The sequence below is a fragment of the Desulfobotulus sp. genome, from assembly GCF_034006065.1.
Taxonomy (GTDB): domain Bacteria; phylum Desulfobacterota; class Desulfobacteria; order Desulfobacterales; family ASO4-4; genus Desulfobotulus.
The window spans coordinates 71,647-90,975 of the sequence record NZ_JAVETM010000009.1 but is presented as its reverse complement, the minus strand read 5'-3'; the positions used below and the strand labels follow the sequence as shown (position 1 = coordinate 90,975).

At 56.2% G+C, this 19,329-nt stretch carries 17 protein-coding genes; 5 read left to right on the top strand and 12 right to left on the bottom strand.

Annotation, left to right across the window (positions count from 1 at the left end; all coding sequences use genetic code 11):
• Nucleotides 1-168: 168 nt before the first annotated feature.
• The 7 genes from RBR60_RS05720 to hemL form a co-directional block, all read right to left on the bottom strand.
• Nucleotides 169-1,041, bottom strand: a complete 873-nt coding sequence (locus RBR60_RS05720) for a histidinol-phosphatase (RefSeq protein ID WP_320354923.1) — start codon at nt 1,039-1,041, stop codon at nt 169-171.
• Nucleotides 1,042-1,148: 107 nt separating this feature from the next.
• The gene (locus RBR60_RS05715) at nt 1,149-2,063 is read right to left on the bottom strand and encodes a metal ABC transporter solute-binding protein, Zn/Mn family (RefSeq protein WP_320354922.1); all 915 of its coding nucleotides are present in this window, start codon (nt 2,061-2,063) and stop codon (nt 1,149-1,151) included.
• A gap of 54 nt (nt 2,064-2,117) precedes the next feature.
• On the bottom strand, nt 2,118-2,456 hold the full coding sequence (gene yidD, locus RBR60_RS05710) for a membrane protein insertion efficiency factor YidD (RefSeq protein ID WP_320354921.1): 339 nt from the start codon (nt 2,454-2,456) through the stop codon (nt 2,118-2,120).
• Between the two features lie 20 nt (nt 2,457-2,476).
• A complete protein-coding gene (locus tag RBR60_RS05705; RefSeq protein ID WP_320354920.1) occupies nt 2,477-5,260 on the bottom strand; it encodes an Hsp70 family protein in 2,784 nt (927 codons plus the stop codon).
• 41 nt (nt 5,261-5,301) lie between these two features.
• The gene (locus tag RBR60_RS05700; protein ID WP_320354919.1) at nt 5,302-7,071 is read right to left on the bottom strand and encodes an Hsp70 family protein; all 1,770 of its coding nucleotides are present in this window, start codon (nt 7,069-7,071) and stop codon (nt 5,302-5,304) included.
• 36 nt (nt 7,072-7,107) lie between these two features.
• A complete protein-coding gene (gene mpl / locus RBR60_RS05695) occupies nt 7,108-8,583 on the bottom strand; it encodes a UDP-N-acetylmuramate:L-alanyl-gamma-D-glutamyl-meso-diaminopimelate ligase (RefSeq protein ID WP_320354918.1) in 1,476 nt (491 codons plus the stop codon).
• A gap of 199 nt (nt 8,584-8,782) precedes the next feature.
• The gene (gene hemL, locus RBR60_RS05690) at nt 8,783-10,069 is read right to left on the bottom strand and encodes a glutamate-1-semialdehyde 2,1-aminomutase (protein WP_320354917.1); all 1,287 of its coding nucleotides are present in this window, start codon (nt 10,067-10,069) and stop codon (nt 8,783-8,785) included.
• Nucleotides 10,070-10,302: 233 nt separating this feature from the next.
• Between hemL and RBR60_RS05685 the strand changes: the two genes are divergently transcribed.
• On the top strand, nt 10,303-11,043 hold the full coding sequence (locus tag RBR60_RS05685; protein ID WP_320354916.1) for an RNA 2'-phosphotransferase: 741 nt from the start codon (nt 10,303-10,305) through the stop codon (nt 11,041-11,043).
• Between the two features lie 6 nt (nt 11,044-11,049).
• Here RBR60_RS05685 and RBR60_RS05680 read toward each other — a convergent pair whose 3' ends face one another.
• Nucleotides 11,050-11,919, bottom strand: coding sequence for a hypothetical protein (locus RBR60_RS05680; RefSeq protein ID WP_320354915.1), 870 nt, complete (start codon nt 11,917-11,919; stop codon nt 11,050-11,052).
• Nucleotides 11,920-12,282: 363 nt separating this feature from the next.
• On the opposite strand from RBR60_RS05680, the gene RBR60_RS05675 reads away from it, so the two are divergent.
• Nucleotides 12,283-12,915, top strand: a complete 633-nt coding sequence (locus RBR60_RS05675) for a TetR/AcrR family transcriptional regulator (protein WP_320354914.1) — start codon at nt 12,283-12,285, stop codon at nt 12,913-12,915.
• Entirely contained in the window at nt 12,912-13,706 is a 795-nt protein-coding gene (locus tag RBR60_RS05670; protein WP_320354913.1) for a hypothetical protein, read from the top strand. The genes RBR60_RS05675 and RBR60_RS05670 overlap by 4 nt, the downstream gene beginning before the upstream one ends.
• 15 nt (nt 13,707-13,721) lie before the next feature.
• On the opposite strand, the gene htpX is transcribed toward RBR60_RS05670, so the two are convergent.
• Nucleotides 13,722-14,573 (bottom strand): zinc metalloprotease HtpX, encoded by an 852-nt coding sequence (gene htpX / locus RBR60_RS05665; protein ID WP_320354912.1) that lies wholly within the window; start codon nt 14,571-14,573, stop codon nt 13,722-13,724.
• Nucleotides 14,574-14,870: 297 nt separating this feature from the next.
• Here htpX and RBR60_RS05660 point away from each other — a divergent pair, with 297 nt between their 5' ends.
• A complete protein-coding gene (locus RBR60_RS05660) occupies nt 14,871-15,836 on the top strand; it encodes a class I SAM-dependent methyltransferase (protein ID WP_320354911.1) in 966 nt (321 codons plus the stop codon).
• Between the two features lie 29 nt (nt 15,837-15,865).
• Here RBR60_RS05660 and RBR60_RS05655 read toward each other — a convergent pair whose 3' ends face one another.
• Genes RBR60_RS05655 through map form a run of 3 tightly spaced genes read right to left on the bottom strand, consistent with a single transcriptional unit; the run spans nt 15,866 to nt 18,137 of the window.
• Nucleotides 15,866-16,714, bottom strand: coding sequence for a 1,4-dihydroxy-6-naphthoate synthase (locus RBR60_RS05655; protein ID WP_320354910.1), 849 nt, complete (start codon nt 16,712-16,714; stop codon nt 15,866-15,868).
• Nucleotides 16,704-17,204 carry a YchJ family protein gene (locus tag RBR60_RS05650; protein ID WP_320354909.1) on the bottom strand — a complete coding sequence of 167 codons (501 nt, stop codon included), beginning with the start codon at nt 17,202-17,204 and terminating at the stop codon, nt 16,704-16,706. The genes RBR60_RS05655 and RBR60_RS05650 overlap by 11 nt, the downstream gene beginning before the upstream one ends.
• A gap of 21 nt (nt 17,205-17,225) precedes the next feature.
• A complete protein-coding gene (gene map / locus RBR60_RS05645; protein WP_320354908.1) occupies nt 17,226-18,137 on the bottom strand; it encodes a type I methionyl aminopeptidase in 912 nt (303 codons plus the stop codon).
• A gap of 155 nt (nt 18,138-18,292) precedes the next feature.
• Here map and RBR60_RS05640 point away from each other — a divergent pair, with 155 nt between their 5' ends.
• Entirely contained in the window at nt 18,293-19,303 is a 1,011-nt protein-coding gene (locus RBR60_RS05640; protein ID WP_320354907.1) for an aminoglycoside phosphotransferase family protein, read from the top strand.
• Nucleotides 19,304-19,329: the final 26 nt, after the last annotated feature.

Here is a 19,329-nt window from a genome sequence, read left to right as displayed (position 1 = left end):
AATCTCTGTACCGTCTCAAAAAAGAGACTTACTCAGGGGCATGTTCTTATCTTTCACTGTCCGATTTTCAAAGATCGATTTTTCGATCTGCCGCCGTAAGCAACGAGAGACAAAGTACCCAAACGGCCCCATTATGTCAATGGATTTTTTTATTCATTTTTTGTTTTTTTATAACATGCTGTATTCATATGTTTTCGGAATTTTCCATTCCAGGGAAGCACCTGCCTCAAGAAGGATATTCACCCCTTCCGTCATGAAATTGCCCACCTGGGATACGCCATGGGAATCATCCCCCGGTACGAGGGCTATCCCCATCTCCAGCGCCTGACGCAGAATTTCCGCAGACACATAGGGTTCCGAGGCCCCTTTGCGCAGGGCCCTGAGATTGAAATCCAGGATCAGATCCAGCCTGGCCACGGCTTCCAGATTTCTTGTAATCCGTTTTGCAATGGCAGGCTTTCGGATGCGTTCCTTATAATCCGGATCAAAAAGCCGAACCAGATCAAAATGCCCCACCACGGCGGGCTTCAGGGTTTCCAGCATTTCTAGCTGAAGATCAAAATACCGGCAGTACATGCTGTCCATACCCCCCACAGCCTCTGCCGTCTGCCGGTACTGGGCTTCGGAATAATCAAATCCAAGGTCAGCCACATGATGCACCGATCCTACAATATAATCCGGGTGAAAACGGGCAATCAGCTCCGGCATAAAGGTCTCGTATCCGGAATAACTCTCGCTTTCCATGGCCACCAACACCTTCAGCCTGGGGGCAAAGGCCGCCTGCAGTTCCCTGCATTTTGTCATGTAGCGTACAAAGCGCTCATAGAGAAATTCAGGCGTCAGCCCTGCGGCAACCTGATCCGGATACCTCGACTCCGGTGTCAGGGCAGGCACATGTTCTGAAATCCCCACCCAGGAAAAGCCCAACTCCACATATCTTTCCAGCACAGCTTTCAGGCTGTCTGTGGCATGGTGACAAAATTCTCCGGAATGCCCCCCATGCACAGACACCCATGCAGGCCGCTGATCCGCCGAGCGCATACTTCCTCCTGAACCATGAAAAAGACAAAAGTAAAATCCGCATGGTTCTTAGCCGAAAAAGAAGCCGCTTTCCACTCCCAAAAGCACTTTTTTTACTGAATACCCGCCTAGCGCAGATGCCTTGAAAGAACCCCGGCCGCTTTCAGAAGATTGTCCGGCCAGTTTTCCGCCAGAGGATCCATGGTGATGACCTCCGCCTGCACAGACTCCGCCAGGATCTTTGCTGCCCGCTCGGAAAACTGAGGCTGTATGAAAATAGCGGCGGCCTTCTTGTCCTTTGCCATGCGGATGAGGCGGGAAAGTTCCCTGGGTGTGGGTTCTCGGCCTCCCACTTCCACGGGAATCTGCTCCAGCCCATAGGCATGGGCAAAGTATCCCCAGGAAGGATGAAAGACAAAAAAGGCCGTTCCTGCCTTTGGGGCAAGAAGCTTCCGGATATCCGCGTCCAGAGCCTGAATTTTTTCGACAAAGAGCGCATGTCCTTCATCAAAAACTTCAGCATATTCCGGAAAAACTTTTTTAAGCCCCTCCCGGATGGTAAAAATCTGCTGAAGCACAAGCTCAGGGGCAAGCCAGATATGGGGATCCGGAAAATCCTCCCCATGATGGTGCCCCTTATGTCCATGGTCATCATGGTGATGGTGATCTGCGATGGGTCTTTTGGCGATGCCTGCGTCCGTGGCCACCATGACAAGCCTCGGATAGGTCTCAGAAAAACGGGGCATCCAGACCCTTTCAAAGGGAACACCGATGGAAAAAAAGATTCTGGAACGCGACAGTTCCACAAGCTGGGAAGGCGTTGGTTCATAGTTGTGAGGACTGGACCCAGGCGCCACCATGACGTTGACCCTCAGAAGGTCACCCGCGAGCTTCTCCACAAAATACTTCTGGGGAAGAATGCTTACCGTGACACTGGGTTTTTCCGAGGCCAAAGCCATGGATGCCATGGACGCAAGAACGAAGACCAGAGCAACATTTTTCGCTATTCTGAAGAAAAAAAGGCGACTTAAACACAGAGACATGGGCACTCCTTTCAAAGGAAAAATGGAAAGGGTTTTGGTGACAAGATCTTGCGATCAAGGCACAGGATCCCAGACTTTGGGGCCTTGGGGTGTCGCAATCCAGCGAATATTGGAATGCTCCAGATCCCGGCCACAGCGCATCAAACGGTCGAAAACGGAAAACCAGGCCTCAAAAAAAGGCTGACGTTCCATGGCCTGAGCCGCATAGCTGGAACAGGACGGATGCATGCCGCAAACGCCACTGCGTACGGCATGGAGGTGATCCAGAGGCCCCTGATACAGGGCCAGCAGGGGATTGGGGCTTGAAACGGGAGGGGGACCATCCGGTCTGGAAAGGGCGCAGCCCGTCAGAAAAAGAAGACAGACAAGCCCCAGGCTCCCCGCTCCTGCCATGCCCCCCCTTCTTTTAAGTTTCACAGGCTTTCTCCCGGCTCCCGGCCTTCGGGATGAAGCCTTAGGCCCGGTGGCAGGGATTCTCCGAACATCTCCCTTTCCTCCTGTCTTTCCATGGCAAGAACCGCTTCCAGACAGGCAAGGGTTTCCCGTTTTTCAGCATCCAGAAGGGGATCGAGCGCCTCCCGGATTTTTCTGCGCAGATCTGCGGACAGATCCCGTACCCGGTCTCCGGTCATGCGGGCCATGGGCAGAAGCAGGGCCGCCTCGGCCTCGGGGTCAGTCCAGTCCATGGCAAGGAGCTTTTCCACCCAGGGGCTGACCACATCGGGCGGAATCACCCGATCCGCAGGCCCGTACAGAAGGGAGCGGCTGCAGAGTCTGGAAAAGGCCCAGAAGAGCCGCTCCGGGCTTTTGCGCGGATGCAGGAGGGGAAGAAGGGCCTTGGCGCAGCGGACTTTATCCTGGGTGCTCAGGTGCTCCATATTGGCAAGGGCCGCCCAGATTTCCAGCATCTCCTGGGAAACACCCGGTTTTTTCTCCTTACCCTTGGGGAAAAGGAGGCCGGAGAGATCCTGAAGCATCTGACGCTGCCGTCCCGGCCCGAGACCTGCGGCCACCCTGCGCCAAAGAACCCACCATTCATTGCGGTTCTGGGCCTTGTTGGCGAAAACCGGACCTTCCTTGTAGATGCGCCAGAGTTTGCGGATACGCTCCTCGTCAAAGGCATCCCCCGTTCCAGGCCTCAGGCAGAATCCCAGAAGGTTCAGCCACCGGGCCTCATGCACAGGAGAAATCCGGCGCAGATCCGGCTCCGAAAGAAGAGCATCGGAAATTTTCCGCAGAAGATCGAGGGGCCACTGGTTTTTGGACAAAAGCACAATGGCGGAAATCTCCCGCACGGGATTCTCTACTCCGCCTGTATCCTCAAAGGCCATCAGGGAGGCGCACACCGCCGCATCCACCCGGTCCGCATCCACAATGTCCGCATTTTCCGGCACAAGGGCCAGGGCCTGCTGACGGAGCTGAAAGGAAAGCTCCCAGCGGTGATCCGAAATCTCCGAACGGCACCAGAGGGCCAACGTGCCCATTTCCGTATAGGAGGCAGCCATGTGCACGGGAATGCTGCGGGCCTCCTCTTTTTTACCGAAACGGATCAGGGTTTTTAAGGGCGGTAAAGGCGCAAGGCTGTCGTCCAGAGTCACCAGATCCCCGGCCCTGTCCCCGGAGCGAAAACTGGAGGCATAGACATCAAACTGCACGGGCTGGTTGGCCTGCACCTCAAAGCGGCTCTGGGGAAGTTCAATGCTGCTCCCTTCATCCAGACCACGCTCCACAAGGCACAGGGCCTTTTTCCGCTCTCCCACGGCCACACCGATGTAGTAGCTTCTCGGACTGCCACTGCCCACCTTCACGCCCATGCCCGCCTTCACCAGACCGTAATAGGCAGCGCCTAAGGACACGGCAAGGTCGGGATGGGGATTGTCAAGCTCCTTTGGCAGGGCCTCTTCGGCAAGGGAGAAAAGACCTGCCACAGCCTCCCGGATACGGTTCCGGATCACCAGCGGCTTTAAGGCTCCGCCGTTAAAAAGGATATGATCGGGCCGCACGGCCCGGCCCATCCTGCGCTCCACCTCCGGGCCATGACCATGGAGAAAACCCGCCATATGACGGGTAAGGGCCGGATCCGAGGCGTAAGGCAGGCCAAATTCCGTAACCCCGCCCAGAACCGGAGCCTCCCGCCGGAAATCCTCGGGAGAAAGGCCGGGAAAGAAACCTTCCAGCACCACCCTTTCCACCTCTTCCCTTTCAAGGAAGGCGGAAACCGTGTCACCGATGAGCTTTCTCCCCTCTCCCACCAGGGTGATGCGCTCTCTTTCCCGTTCTCCGTCAAGAAGCCTCTCCTTGGCCCCCCGACAGAGATGGCAGAGAATCTTCCAGCGGTCCCCGGAAAGGGAGATGTCTTTCTTGCCAAGCTTCATTTCCAAAAGCCGGGCCAGAGTCAGATCCACATTGTCGCCACCAAGGATGAGGTGCTCGCCCACGGCAAGGCGTTCAAAGCGGGGGCTGCCGCCGTCCTCGCTTTCCTTCAGGGAGATGAGGGTAAAGTCCGTTGTTCCCCCGCCCATGTCGCAGACCAGCACCAGTTCACCGGGACGGATCACCTCCATCCAGTTTTTTTCGTGGCGCAGAAGCCAGGAATAAAAGGCGGCCAGAGGTTCTTCCAGCAGCGTCACCCTGGGAAGCCCCGCCTCACGGGCCGCTTCCAGGGTCATTTCCCTGGCCACCTCGTCAAAGGAGGCGGGTACGGTGATGGTGATCTTCTGATGCTCGAGATGCAAATCCCCGTCGCTGGCGTAATGGGCGTTCCAGGCGCTGCGGATGTGGCCCAGATAAAGGGCCGTGGCCCGGATGGGAGAAATCTTCGGGATTTCCGCAGGCGCTCCCCAGGGCAGGATGGGAGCCCGCCTGTCCACCTGATCGTGGCAGAGCCAGCTTTTCGCCGAAGCCACCAGCCTTGAGGGCACCTTGCCCCCATATTCCCGCGCAAAAACGCCTGCGAACATGTCCGTGGATTTGGGCCAGGGATGGCGAATGGCTTCCAGATCCATTTCATGGGCGCCGGGAATGTAGAGAAAGGAGGGCAGCACGGCGTTTCCTGCAAAAACGCCCGCCCCCGTGAGCTGGGGAACGGGAAAGCTGCGGATATCCCGTGAAGGACTTCTCAGATCCACATAGGAGACGGCGGAATTGGTGGTGCCAAGGTCAATACCCACCACAAAGGCGGACGGACTGGTCTGCATCGGAAAATCCCCATGGTTACGGCGTTGGACAGGATCCGGCTTCAGGCGGTTTTGGCTTCCCGCACCTGAAAGGCCAGATCCCAGGTTTTTTCATCTTTTGTGGAAACACAGAAAAATTCCAGGGTGCCCACCTCCGTGGCCCGTACGGCCAGGGTTACGGGAATCCGGCTCTCCCCTTCGGCCTCCAGACGGGTCTCGATGCGGGCGACGGGCTGGATTTCCCCCTGCCAGTCCTCCACCATCTGCCCAAGGCCATCCTCCCTGCGGGTGGAGGAGGCCAACAGTTCAAAGGACACGGGAAGCCCCACGCTGAGCATATAGGTTTTTTCCTTCAGGCTGGCCTCTGTCCCTTCCTCCATGCCGAAGGGGGCGATGCACAGGGCTTTTTTGGGCATGGGAATGCCGGGAACCGCAGGCATGGAAGCGGCAACACCAATGTAGTAGCTCCGGTTGAGTCCGCTCCGGATACGGATGCCCTGCCCTTTGCGGGCCCAGCCGTAGTAAGCGGCCCCTAAGGCCACGGCCTGGTCTCCGGCCTCGTTCACCAGCTCCCGCACCCCTTCTCCGCCCTGCCAGGAGGCCATAATGTCCCGCACCCGGCTTCGCAGCATGGCAGGCTTCATGGCACCGCCGTTAAAAAGTACGGCCGTGGGTCTGGCATGGGTCTGGGCAAGAAAGGCGGCAAGATGGCGGGTGATGGCAGGATCTGCCTCGTAGCCCAGGCCAAATTCACTGAGGCCCGAACCCGAAGGCTGCATGGGACTTGAATCCCCGCCGCATTCCGGGAAAAACCCTCCCATGAGCAGGTTCCGGATCTCCTCGTAGCGCACCTCCACCTTGATGCTGCCGCCGATGAGACCGCTGCCCCGTCCGGCGATGACCACACTGACACTTTCCCTTTCCGGATGGGCCAGAAGGTTTTCCTTCACCTGACGGCAGCGCTGGATCAGGCCCCGCATCTGCCAGGAATCGAAGGCCCGATTTTTTGCGGCAAGGCCTGCGGCCACATGGTAGGCCAGGGCCAGATCCATGTTGTCTCCGCCCACGAGCAGATGCCTGCCCACGGCAATGCGCTCCAGCTCCATGTTGCCTTCCCTGTCCTGCACCCGGATGAGGGAAAAATCGCTGGTGCCGCCGCCCACGTCACAGACCAGAAGGCTGTCTCCGGGCTTCACCTCTTCCCGCCAGGTCTCTTTCCGGGAGGCAATCCAGGCATAGAAGGCGGCCTGGGGTTCTTCCAGCAGCACAAGACGGGGAAGCCCTGCCTCCCGGGCGGCCCGCACGGTAAGCTCCCGTGCCACGGCATCAAAGGAGGCGGGCACGGTGAGAAAAATTTCCTGATCTTCCAGAAGATTCTCCCCGCCGAAATGGTGGTTCCAGGCGGAACGCACATGGCGGAGGATGGCCGCCGAAGCCGCAAGGGGGGACAAGCGCTGCTCCGGAGTCACATCCTGGGATTCCCAGGGCAGCACCGGCCCTTCCCTGTCCACCAGATCCGTGCACAGCCAGGACTTGCTGCTGGCGATCTGCCTGCCGGGTACCTCAGCGCCTCTGTCCCTTGCGTACATCCCCACCACAGGCCCCTTGTCCTCCCAGGGAAGACGCATTTCCGAAGCCTCGCTGGCCTCGGGCAGATAGAGAAAGGAGGGCAGCACCCCTGAAGCTTCCACCACGCCAAGGCCGCTCACCTGGGGAATGTCAAAGATACGAAAATCCGGGGCTTCGTCCCGGTTTTCCCCAAGGGCCGCATAGGCCACCACGGTATTGGAGGTTCCAAGGTCGATACCCACGACATAGGAAGGGCTTGTCACAGAAAAACTCCTTTATAGATATGAAAGGGATTCCCCTCAGGCATTGAAAATACCGCTCAGGGCCTGCCCCCTGGATTCAAAGGCTTCCAGCAGACGGGTGTGGATGTTCTCAAAACCGCCGTTGGACATGACAAGGACGAGATCGCCGGGAAGGGCCGTTTCCGAAAGAAAGGCCACAATGGCCCCCGCATCGTCAAAAACCCGGGCCGCACATCCCCGGCGCAACAGATCCTGCCCCAGTTCTTCGGAGGAAAAACGCTCCCCCTCCGCCACCTTTTCCGGGTGGGGGATTTTCCGCACGCAGATGAGATCCGCCCCGTCAAAGCTTTCGGCATAGGCCCTCTGAAAGACCCGGCGCATGCTGGTGTTGGTTCTCGGTTCAAAGACAGCGATGAGTCGGCCTCCGGCATGGGGCCGCAGGGCCTTCAGGGTCTCCTTCACAGCTGTGGGATGGTGGGCGAAATCATCCATCACCACAACCCCGCCTGCCTCCCCCACCCGCTCCTGCCTGCGCTTCACCCCGCTGAAACCCGCCACCGCTTCGGCGATTTTTTCAGATGAAATCCCCAGACTGTGGGCCACGGCGCATACAGAAAGGATGTTCATGCGGTTGTGCTCACCGGGAATGCGGGTTTCCATGCGGGCAAAAAAGGCCCCGTCACGGAAGACGGAAAAGCGCTCCACAGGACTTTCAATGGAGACCTCCCCCACAGACCAGCCCTCCGCCCCCCCTTCCCGGCCAAATCGCTGCACCTTTTTTTCATCCAGCCCCGCTTCCTTAAGGATCTTTTCCGCAGAAGGCGAATCCGCGCAGGAGACCAGAAGTCCGTCTTCGGGCAGGCGGCGGAGAAAGCCCCCAAAGGCCCTTTCCACAGCTCCAAGGTCGGCAAAAATATCCGCATGGTCAAATTCCACACCCGTGAGAATGGCGCGGAATGGAGAAAAATGCAGGAACTTCGAGCCCTTGTCAAAGAAGGCCGTGTCGTACTCGTCCCCTTCCAGCACCACGTAAGGCCCGTCTCCGATGCGGCAGTTGGCATCAAAATCCTTTACAATGCCGCCGATCATGAAGCCCGGAGACAGCCCCGCCTTTTCCAGCACCCAGGCCATGAGGCTGCTGGTGGTGGTCTTGCCGTGGGTGCCTGCAATGACGATGGCCCGTCTTTTCCCGACAAGAAAATGGTTCAGGGCCTGGGGCAGGGAGCAAAAGGCAATTCCGCTTTCGGCCAGGGCCTGGGCTTCCGGATTGTCCCGGCGCACGGCATTGCCCACCACCACAAGATCCGGCCTGTCCTCAAGAATGCGCTCCGGACGAAAACCCGATGCCACGCCAATGCCCTTCCGGGCCAGAAAGGTGCTCATGGGCGGATAGACATTCTGATCCGAACCCGTTACCCGAAAACCCCTTTCCTGAAGCAGGGCCGCCAGAGCCCCCATGGCCGTGCCACAGATGGCGATGAGGTGGATATGACGGACGCCCTCAGGAATCCGGTTGTTTTTTACGTCCAGCATCAGCAAGGCTGCCTCCGGAAAATCGTTTATACTCCGCGCGGTTATTTTTGTGACAACCTGGTGGACATCGTCATTGTTTATTCCTTTCTGCCCTCACCCCCGGCCCCTCTCCCAAAGGGAGGGGAGAAAGACTTCCTCAAGGCTCCCTCTCCCCCTGGGAGAGGGTTGGGGTGAGTGCCCCGTGAACCCGGAAACCGTCTCAGCGAAGGGTTTTCATCACCGTCCGGGCCGCCTGAATGGTGACCTCGATTTCATCTTCTCCATGGGCGCGGGAGACAAAGCCCGCCTCAAACTGGGAAGGGGCCAGGTAGATGCACTTTTCCCGCATCCCCGCATAGTAGGCGTTGAAACGCTTCAGATCCGAGGTCTTGGCTTCGGCGAAATTCCGCACAGGGCCTTCGGTGAAAAAGAGGCCGAACATGGAGCCGATAAAGTCGCAGCACACGGGAATATGGGCATCTCCTGCCGCAGCCGCAAGGCCTTCCACAAGTTTTGCGGTTTTCGCCTCAAGGCTTTCATAGAAACCCGGCTTGCAGACCTCCTCCAGGGTGGCAAGGCCTGCGGCCATGGCCAAAGGATTGCCCGAAAGGGTGCCCGCCTGATACACGGGCCCGCTGGGTGCCACATGGGCCATGATGTCCCGGCGGCCGCCATAGGCCCCCACGGGAAGACCGCCTCCAATAATTTTTCCGAAGGTGGAGAGGTCGGGCCGGATGCCGAACAGCTCCTGGGCGCCGCCGAGAGCCACACGGAACCCCGTCATGACCTCATCAAAGATGAGAAGGGCACCATGGTTGAGAGTTTCTTCCCGGAGTGCCGCAAGAAAGCCTTCGGTAGGCCGCACAAAGCCCATGTTGCCCGCCACAGGCTCCACGATCACGGCGGCCACCTCCCCTCCCCTTTCGGCCATGAGCCTGCGGAAACCTTCCGTATCGTTATAGGGAAGGGAAAGGGTATGGCGGGTGACATCCTCGGGAACACCGGGACTGCCGGGAATGTTCAGGGTGGCGACACCGGAGCCCGCATCCACGAGAAAGCTGTCCCCATGACCGTGATAGCAGCCGTCAAACTTGATGAGAAGATCCCTGCCCGTAAAGCCCCTCGCAAGGCGCAGGGCGCTCATGGTGGCTTCGGTTCCGGAATTCACCATGCGGATCATCTCCACGGAGGGTACAAGGGAGATCACCTTTTCCGCCAAAGCCACTTCCAGATCCACAGGCGCGCCAAAACTCACGCCCCGCTCCATGACCTTCCTCAGGGCCTCTTCCACCGCAGGATGGCGGTGCCCAAGAATCATGGGGCCCCAGGAACCCACATAATCAATAAGGGCGTTTCCGTCCGCATCATAGAGCCAGGCCCCCTGCGCCCGTTCAATGAAAAGGGGATCCGCCCCCACGGAGCGGCAGGCCCGAACCGGGCTGTTCACCCCGCCGGGAATCAGGGTTACGGCACGTCTGAAAAGTTCCTGGGAGCGTTCCATGCGCATGGTTTCTTCCTTTCACCGGTTCTTGAAGCCGGGGATTGACTTTTGAAAAAAAGTAGCGTTTTCAAAGGAGAAGGGCAGACCCATTCTTGTCCGCCGGATATCCGGACTGCAAATAAGGAGCCCGCAGAAAATCTTCTACGATCCGGATGTCATCTGCAACATCCGGCCACAATCCGCACACATTGATCAAGCTTTTACCCAGGCGTTTCCGGAACTGTCAAGCGAGGCCAGGTATGCAAAGGGATAAAAAACGCAAAAATCTTGGAAAAATCCTATCCACCCTCCTGGGCCGCAACCCGGATGCCCACGGACTACTCCCGGACACCCATGGCTGGATAAGCATCAAAACCCTGCTGCAGGCCCTGGCCGAATCCCCAGACCTCAAAACCGTGCGTGAAGCGGATCTTGTGGATATCTGTCTTGGCAGTGAAAATCCCCCCCTTGAAATGCAAGAAGGCAGAATCCGTGCAAAGGAACGCCATTTTGCATCCTCGCCGGAGCTTCTGGGAGAGCTTCCGAGAATACTGCATATCTGCATCCGCCGTAAAGCCTGGCCCCATGTTTCTGAAAAAGGCCTGAAGGCTTCCGCTGAAAATCCTCTCCTTTTCACCGGGGATCCCGAGCTTGCCCTGCGCATGGGAAAACGCAAAGACCCAAAGCCCATCTCCCTGAAAGTGCATACGGAAAAAGCCAGGGAAGTGGGCATTCTTTTCCAGCGCCACGGCCATTGCCTTTTTTCTTCCCCGGAAATTCCCCCCTCCCTTCTCATGGGTCCTCCGGTGACTCGGGAAGAATCCAAGCCCAGGCCCAGAGCTGCTGAAAAACTCACTCCGGCTACCTTCACACCGGGCAGTTTTCTCCTTCGCAGCGAAGGGGAGAAGGCTGCGGCAAAATCCGCAAAAAACCAGAAGGATTCCTGGAAGCACAACAAAAAACGCCTGCGCAGACAAAAAGGATGGGGGGAAGAAGCGTAGGCTGCGTCAGGCCAGGGGAGCCTTCTCCTTCACCCGGGTGGCCCTGTCGTGGATTTCCATGACAGTCCGCACCAGAGAATTCTGGGGTCTTCCACCAAAGGCCTCCACCAGATCACAAACCCGGAATTCGGCGTCTTTTTTCTTGTAAAGAGATTCCCAGGTCCGGAATTCCCTTTCCTTGGCATCATCCTCCCAGGGAAAGGAGACCGGAGGCTTTGGGCTGCCGCATCGCCAGGGCTTGGAGGTCAGCCTTGCACGGAAGCATTCCTGCTTTTGGGTCAGCATCACATACAGAGGATCGGATTTCAGTTCTTTCAGGATTCGTTGTGTTTCTTCCGAGCCAGGTTCGTACAGCTTTCCTGTAAAGAGAAGACGCAACCCCTCTTTGGTCCGGTAAAGACGGAAGCTGTGATCCGGATTCTCTCGGGCCCAGGCGGAAACGGCGGCGATGGTTTGCCGCACTTCTTCACTTTCCCCGACATTCTGCTTTCTCTTCCGGAACAGATCCATGAAACTCTCAAAAAAACCAGGTCTCCGGGCTTTTGGAAAATCCACATCCACAAAGAGAACCTGGCTGCAGTTAAGCACCTCGGCTCCGTAACGATTACGGGTGATCAGGGCGATAATCTTGCCTCCATCATCGGAAATCTCCCGTAAAATTTCCTCCCGGATGGGTCTGTCATGATAGGCGTAACGATCCAGACGCTCCGCTCCACCCGTCCAGTACTCAAAGATGCGTTTTGCCCTGACCAGAGCCTCTTCCCGCGCTTCGTTAAGGGAGGCAAAGGACCAGCCAAAGGCTACAAAGACATGCCTTTCTCCGTTTCTGTCCTTTTCCTCATACCGCGCCCTTGCCCAGTAAGGTGGAATTTTCATTGTATCCTCCATGCAGGTGAGGTGTTTTTGGCATTGCTGGCGAGCTTTCGGATCCCGTTTTTCAAAGGTCGTGCAGGTCTTTGGATGCACACCGGAACGGCTTTTCCTGTAATACAGGAGGCCTGCATCCTGAATATCGGAGGGAGTCATCTTTTCGCATGGAAAATTCTGATTTCCGCAGGACGCAGCTGAGAACGGGTTTTTATAAGGAATATTGTGCATAAGTTACGCTACTTTTCATCCCCCATGCAAGGCTGTTTTTCCCTGCGCGCCTCCATACCCCCTCACTCGGCACCCGATCCTTGACTTTTCCATGTTCTTTTTTTATTTATAACAAACATTCGAAATAAAAAGGCGGACCCCATGCCCAAAATTGTCGACCATGACGAATACCGGAAAACACTCCTTGACCAGTGCTTTGAACTTTTCGGACAAAAGGGCTACGCCAACCTTTCCATGCGGGAAATCGCAAAATCCCTGAGGGTTTCCACCGGAACCCTCTACCATTACTTCCCCACCAAGGAAAGCATCCTTGAAATGCTTTTCCGCCGTATCATGGAAACCAACGTGGCAGAATATCTGGAAGATCTCGCCGCCCTCGGATCCAAGGAAAAACGCCTGGAACGCTTTGGTGAAATACTGGGGCGCTACGGCACCCACTACCAGAACATTCTGCTGCTCGTGCTGGACTATCTTCGCACGCCAGCGGGAAAAAACGCTGGCGCGGCCTTCCATGAAGCCACCCAATACGCCCTTGAAGCCATGGGAGAACACTTGGGTTTTTCTCCGGACCTCAGCCGTACTTTTTTTATTCATATGGTAGGTGTGGTATTCTGCTCCCACGCCATGCCCGGTTTCATGCGCTATGAAGACGAAATTCCCGTAATCCGCAGAACCCTTTCCGCCATCCGGGAGCTGCCCTCACCCTCCTTGCATCAGCTCTTCAGTCTCCTCGAAGGCGCTTCTCTCGAAAAAAGGGAGGAGAAACCACAATGATGCTCTCAGGCTGGGATATGGGACATGCTGTGGTAAAGGCCGTTCTCATGCAGGACACCACCTGCCTGGCTTCCGCCCTCTGCCCCCACTCCGGAAATCCCGGTGGCGCAGCAGAACAGCTGTGGAAACAACTGACCGAATGCACAGGCCTATTCCCATCAGACATGGACTGGAATGCGGCAACGGGTATTTTTGCCTCCCAGGCCCCCCGCCTGGATGGTTCCTTTCCCATGGCCGCCGCACTGGCCAGAGGGACCGCCTGGCTGTGCCCGGACGTCCGCAGGGTAGTGGACATCGGACATCAAACGGCCCTTTGTGTAGATTTTGAAAAAGGAGGTCGCATACTCCACACCCTCGCTCCCCTGCCGGAATTCGAAGGCATCGGAGCCATCCTGGGACTCATGACGACGCTGCCGCCGTCCTCCCCCTCCCAGCCCTGCGCAGAGGCTCCCCCCAAGAGCCAGAAAACCTCCCTGCTGCGTATCCGCGCCATTGATGCATGGATACGCAGCCTAGGAGGCGAAAACCACACTCAGGAACTCATACGGGATCTGGCAGTCTGCCTGAAACGCTCCCTGCCTTTCCCTTCACACAAGTCCTTTCTTCTTGCCGGCAGCCTGGCTCTCACCCCCGCCTTTCAAGAGATGCGATCCCAAAGAGGTCCCTGCCTTTTACGGCGGGAATCTCCCTTTACAGCTGCCTTGGGAGCCGCCCTTCTTTCCCGTGAAAATGCAGGACAGGGAATTCCCCCCCGCCCTTCACGAAAAACCCTGACCCACCAGCACGCATAATCTCCTTCCTTTTCATCACCGCCCCACAGTCATGGCTTTCAGACGGCTAATCCGTTCCTCCATGGGAGGATGCGTGGAAAAAAGATGGGCCATGGAAGCCCCAGAAAGGGGATTAACGATGAACATGTGCGCAGTGGCGGGTCGGCCCTGGGCTTCTTCCATGGGCCTGCGCACAGTGCCCTGCTGAAGCTTGTTCAGGGCACTGGCAAGGGCCAGGGGATTGCCGCAGAGACTTGCCCCCCTGGCATCGGCCATGTATTCTCTGGATCGGGACACAGCCATCTGGATGAGACTCGCCGCCACAGGAGCAAGGAAGGCGAGGATTAATCCCCCGGCCATACCGCCCCTTTCCCCCTCATCATTGCGCCCCATCCCCAGGATGGCTCCCCACTGGAGCATACTTGCCACCATACCGATGGCCCCTGCAATGGTGGCGGCAACGGTGCCGATGAGGGTATCCCGATTGGCCACATGGGCCAGTTCATGGGCCATGACACCCTCCAGCTCTTCACGGGAAAGAAGCCCCATAATGCCCCTTGTGGCCGCCACCGCAGCATTTTCCGGATTTCTCCCCGTAGCAAAGGCATTGGGACTGTCCGAAGGAATGATATAAACCCTGGGCATGGGAAGGCCACCCCGCTGGGCCAGCTTCTCCACCATCCCGTAAAGGGGATGATCAGGCCCCACTTCTTCCGCCTTGTACATGCGTAAAACAATCTTATCGGAATTCCAGTAGGCAAAAAAATTCATGCCTCCGGCGATGATAAAGGCAAGCATGGCACCGGAGCTGCCTCCTAAGGCGCTGCCAAGGCCCACAAAAAGCAAGGTGAGAGTGGTCAGCAAAATGCCGGTTTTCAGGCTGTTCATGGAAAACCTCCACAATGGGTTTGGGTGGATAAAAATTTTTCATTCCAGGCAGCCTCGCGTTTATGATTCAAAACGCGTACACTCCTGCCAGAAAGGCGTCTTCCGGGTCTGCGTCACAGATCCATATCAAAAAACGCTTTTAGTGATTTTCGGATGAATATATGGGATATACACGTAAAAACATTGCATACCTTCCAAAAGATCCGTTTTATGGAAAAAATAAGGAATTTTCAGATTGCGTCAAGATCTGAATCTCAATTCATGGCCCCAGACCCCCAATCTCTCCGGAGCTTTTCCATGCAAGACCAGGCGATTGAACAGAAAATTCAAAACCAGGCCCACATGCTGGCCAACCGTGTCCACAAACGTTTTCGCCATCTCCACAAACGCTTTGAGCGCCAAGGCATTGAAGCTTTCAGACTTTATGACTGGGACATCCCCGAAATCCGGGCTGTGGTGGACTGGTACGCAGGGCATCTGGTCATTGCCGAGTACATGCGGGAACAATCCCTGCCCCAATGGCTCCCGGCCATGGCCCAGGCTGTGGCCACCATTCTGCAGGTCCCCATGGAAAGGGTACATCTGAAAAAAAGACATGCCGGTATACGGGACGGCAAGCGTTACGATCGTATGGATCGCACCTGTGAAAGAATTGCCGTAAAAGAACGGGATCTCAGATTCTGGATCAACCCCCATGATTTTGTGGATACAGGCCTTTTTTCCGACCACAGAAACACCCGCCTCCTGGTGCGGGAAATGGCCTCAGATAAAGATTTTCTCAACCTCTATTGCTACACGGCAAGCTTCACCTGCTATGCTGCCGCTGGCGGAGCCAGGGCCAGTATCTCCGTAGACCGCTCCCAGGGTAACCTGGACTGGGCCAGAGACAACTTCATCCTGAACGGACTTAAGGAAAAAGACCACATGCTTGTCCGGGCCGATGTTCCTGAATACCTGGACCGCCTGAAAGGCGCAAGCCGCCGCTTTGACCTTGCCATACTGGACCCTCCCTCCTACTCCTCCATGCGGGAGAAGGACCACACCTTTGATATCAATCAGGAGCATCCCGCCCTGATTCATAAGGTTCTCGATGTCATGAAAAAGGGAGGAACCCTTTTTTTCTCCACCAATCATCAGGGCTTTGAACCGCTTCTCAGCAGCCTTCGGGTGGAAAAAATCGAAGAAATCACCGAGAAAACCCTTCCTGAGGATTATCAGAGCAAACAAAAAAGGATACACCGCTGCTGGCGTATCCTTATCTGAAAAAAGTGCGTCTCTTTTTCTGCCCTGCTTCAGCCGTCTGCCATAAAAGGCTGGTTTGAAGGGGGCAGAAGCCCCAGGGCCTCGCCCTTTTCCAGAAAAACAGAAACAGCCCTTTTTCCTTCTTCTCCCAGATCCACAGAAAAATCATTCACATAGAGGGCAATATGTTTCCGGAGTACCTCCTTGTCCATCTCCTGGGCATGGGCCGTGATATAGGGCAGTCCGACTTCAGGGAAGCGCATGGCATAGAGAATACTTTCCCGGATGGCCCGGTTCAGGGCCGGAGCCAGAAAAAGCATGTCCCTGCGCAGGGCAATGCCCCCCAGGGGAATGGGCTGCCCCGTGCTTTCCTCCCAAAAGGCCCCCAGATCCTGAATACATTCAAGACCATAATTTTCAAAAACAAAACGGCCTTCGTGAATCACCAGCCCCAGGTCCACGGCGCCATCCCGGATGGCGGGAAGAATGGTTTCAAAGGGCATGGGAATGAGATCCAAGTCTGATCCGAGAAAATATCGAAGTAAAAAGGTGGCCGTGGTATCCATGCCCGGTACGGCAATGCGGCTTCTGCGCAAAACATCACGTGGCAAGATCCTCTGCCCCACCAGCAGAGGTCCGCATCCCCGCCCAAGGGCCGCGCCGCTGGTCAGCAGCGCATACCTTTCCCGCAGACACCCCAGGGCGGCAAAGGAAAGTTTGGTGACAGGATGCAGGCCCTGACGGGCCCAGCCATTCAGAGTTTCCACATCCGCCAGCACCGTCTGGGGAAGGCCTCCCGGAAAGGCTATCCGGCCATGGATCAGGGCTTCAAAGATAAAGGTGTCGTTGGGACAGGGAGAAAAGGCCAGGCATAGCCTGGCCTTTTCATCATGCGGCATTGTCCATGCAGCATTTTTTGTATTTTTTTCCGGAACCGCAGGGGCAGGGCTCGTTTCGTCCTACCTTGGGGCTTTCCCTGCGGATGGTTACCGGCGTCACAGGCTGACCATCATAAAAATACCAGCGCGTGTCCTCTCCTTTACGGAAAATAGCCCGCTCATGGTGAACAAAACGTTTCCCGTCCTGGGAAAAATGGGCGGCAAACTCCACCGCACCTTCCGTATCCGATTCCATACCTTTGTCTTGGGCCAGGATTTCAAGCCCGTGCCATTGTGAGGATTCGGCCCACTGCTTGGCACCAGCGGCATCATAATCTTCCCGTTGGTCCGGATGGGTGGTGTCCAGAATATAATCCATCGCCACACGGACATAAGCCGTATAGCGGGAGCGCATCAGGGCTTCCGCAGTGGGGGCGGGAATCTTGCCCATGATATGAGGTTCACAGCAGGCATCATAGGCAGCGCCCGAGCCACAGGGACATTGTTCCATTTTTTTCTCCTCACACGTTCTTTATGTTTCCACAGCCTGAAGGAATCGATCCAGAGGAAAGGGAGTCAGGCTTTCATAACCCGTTTCAGTCACAACAATGGTCTGCTCAAACTGGGCGGAAAGACTTTTATCGCGGGTCACAGCCGTCCACTTGTCTTCAAGCACATAGAGTTCCTTTTTACCCAGGTTAATCATCGGCTCGACGGTAAAGGTCATTCCCGGAACCAGGGGAATTCCCGTTCCTTTTTTACCAAAATGCAGAATCTGAGGCGCTTCATGGAAATCCAGTCCCACCCCATGCCCCACAAATTCACGCACAACGGAGCATCCCTGCCCTTCGGCATAGCGCTGGATAGCCCAGCCAATATCGCCTGTGGTATTACCAGGCTTTACCATCTCAAGGCCTCTACGAAGGCTTTCCAGGGTCACCCCCACCAGGCGGAGAGCCTCAGAGGAAGGCTTTCCCACAAAATACGTGTAATTGGCATCCGCATAGTACCCTTCAAGGATGGTCGTGATATCCACATTCACAATATCCCCGTCCACCAGGACCCGATCTCCGGGAATTCCGTGGCAGATGACCTCATTGGGCGATATGCAGACACTTTTCGGAAAGCCCCGGTAGTTCAGGGGAGCAGGAATACCGCCGTGCTTCAGGGTAAAACGATGGACAAGGTCATTGAGATCATCGGTTCGGATTCCCGGCTTCAGATGCTCGGCCACCATGGCGTGGGTATCCATCACAAGACGCCCGGCTTTCCGGATGCCTCCGATTTCCTCGGGCGTTTTCAGACGAATGTCATAGGCGCGCAGGTAGTATTCCCGAACGTCCACAGGCAGGGGATCTTTACGCAGAGCGCAACATTTCTTATACTTTTTCCCGGAACCACAGGGACAGACCTCGTTGCGTCCTACCTTGAGAAGGAGCTGCATATCCATATCCTTTGCGTGCATGCCCATAACCGCTAACCGCCGAATCCAGGACCAGGAAAATTCCCCTGCCTTCCGCCGTGCTGTCATGGTAAAAAACTCAGGCCAGGGCCTGAAAGAAAAGAAAACTATAAAAGAACGTCAGGCAAGTCAACCTCATGAATACCACAGTACCCACCGCATCTCCCATAACAAAGGAAGTTCTCAAGGCGCTTTCCCTGCGAATGGGCTTTCAATGCTGCATTCCTGCCTCACACCTTCCCCTTGCCGGAAGCCCGGAGCGCTCCAGGAAACGCATGGCCATTCAGACAGAACAGGGCTTTTGGGTTCTGGAAGCCTTTTCACCGGATCAGATTCTGCGCAAACAGGAAATCATCACCTTTCTTTTTCAACTTGAACGCCTGGGGCTCCGCTCCCTCCTGCTTCCTCTGAAGGATGAAGAAGGACGCGTATTCTTCAAACACCAAAAAACCTTTTTTCAGATAACCCCCCACATCACATGCGAAGATCTGCCACGGCCAGCCTACCTTCTCGATGCCTGGCGGGGCTGGGAGCTCGCAGGCTTTGTCATGGATCTTCTGTCAAAAAAAACAGATATGGAGACCTTTGTCAGAAAGGAGGGAAAAACCTCCTTTGCCAGAAAAGCCTTTGACATCCGCTCCTATATCGTTACGCTCATGCAGGGAATCCGGATACGCAGAAGGGATCTTTATGAACGCCTTTTTTCCATACAGATCTGGACAGAAGAAGCGCTTTCCCCATACATGGAGAAAGTCCCCAAGACCTTTTGTCACGGGGATCTCCACCCCATCAACGTACTCTGGGGGAAAAAACATCTGCTCCATCTCATCGACTGGGAGTTCTGCGGCATCAAACCGGAAATCCACGACATGGCCAATCTTCTCGGCTGCCTTGGAAGCGAAAATCCAAAAGCCCTGGAAGGGCCCTTTGCCGAGGCCTTTCTCACCCGGATTGCGGAATCCGGCCATATTTCCCAGGCCGGTTGGCAGGCCTTGGTTCCCATGGTGGTTGCCATTCGCTTCTGCTGGCTTTCCGAGTGGCTGCGCAAAGAGGATACGGCCATGATCACCCTTGAATGCCATTACCTGGAGCTCCTCGTACACCATGCCGGGGATATCCAGCAACTCTGGCACTCCCTTGTTACCTGAAACCCCAATCCAGCTGAAGGAGGTTT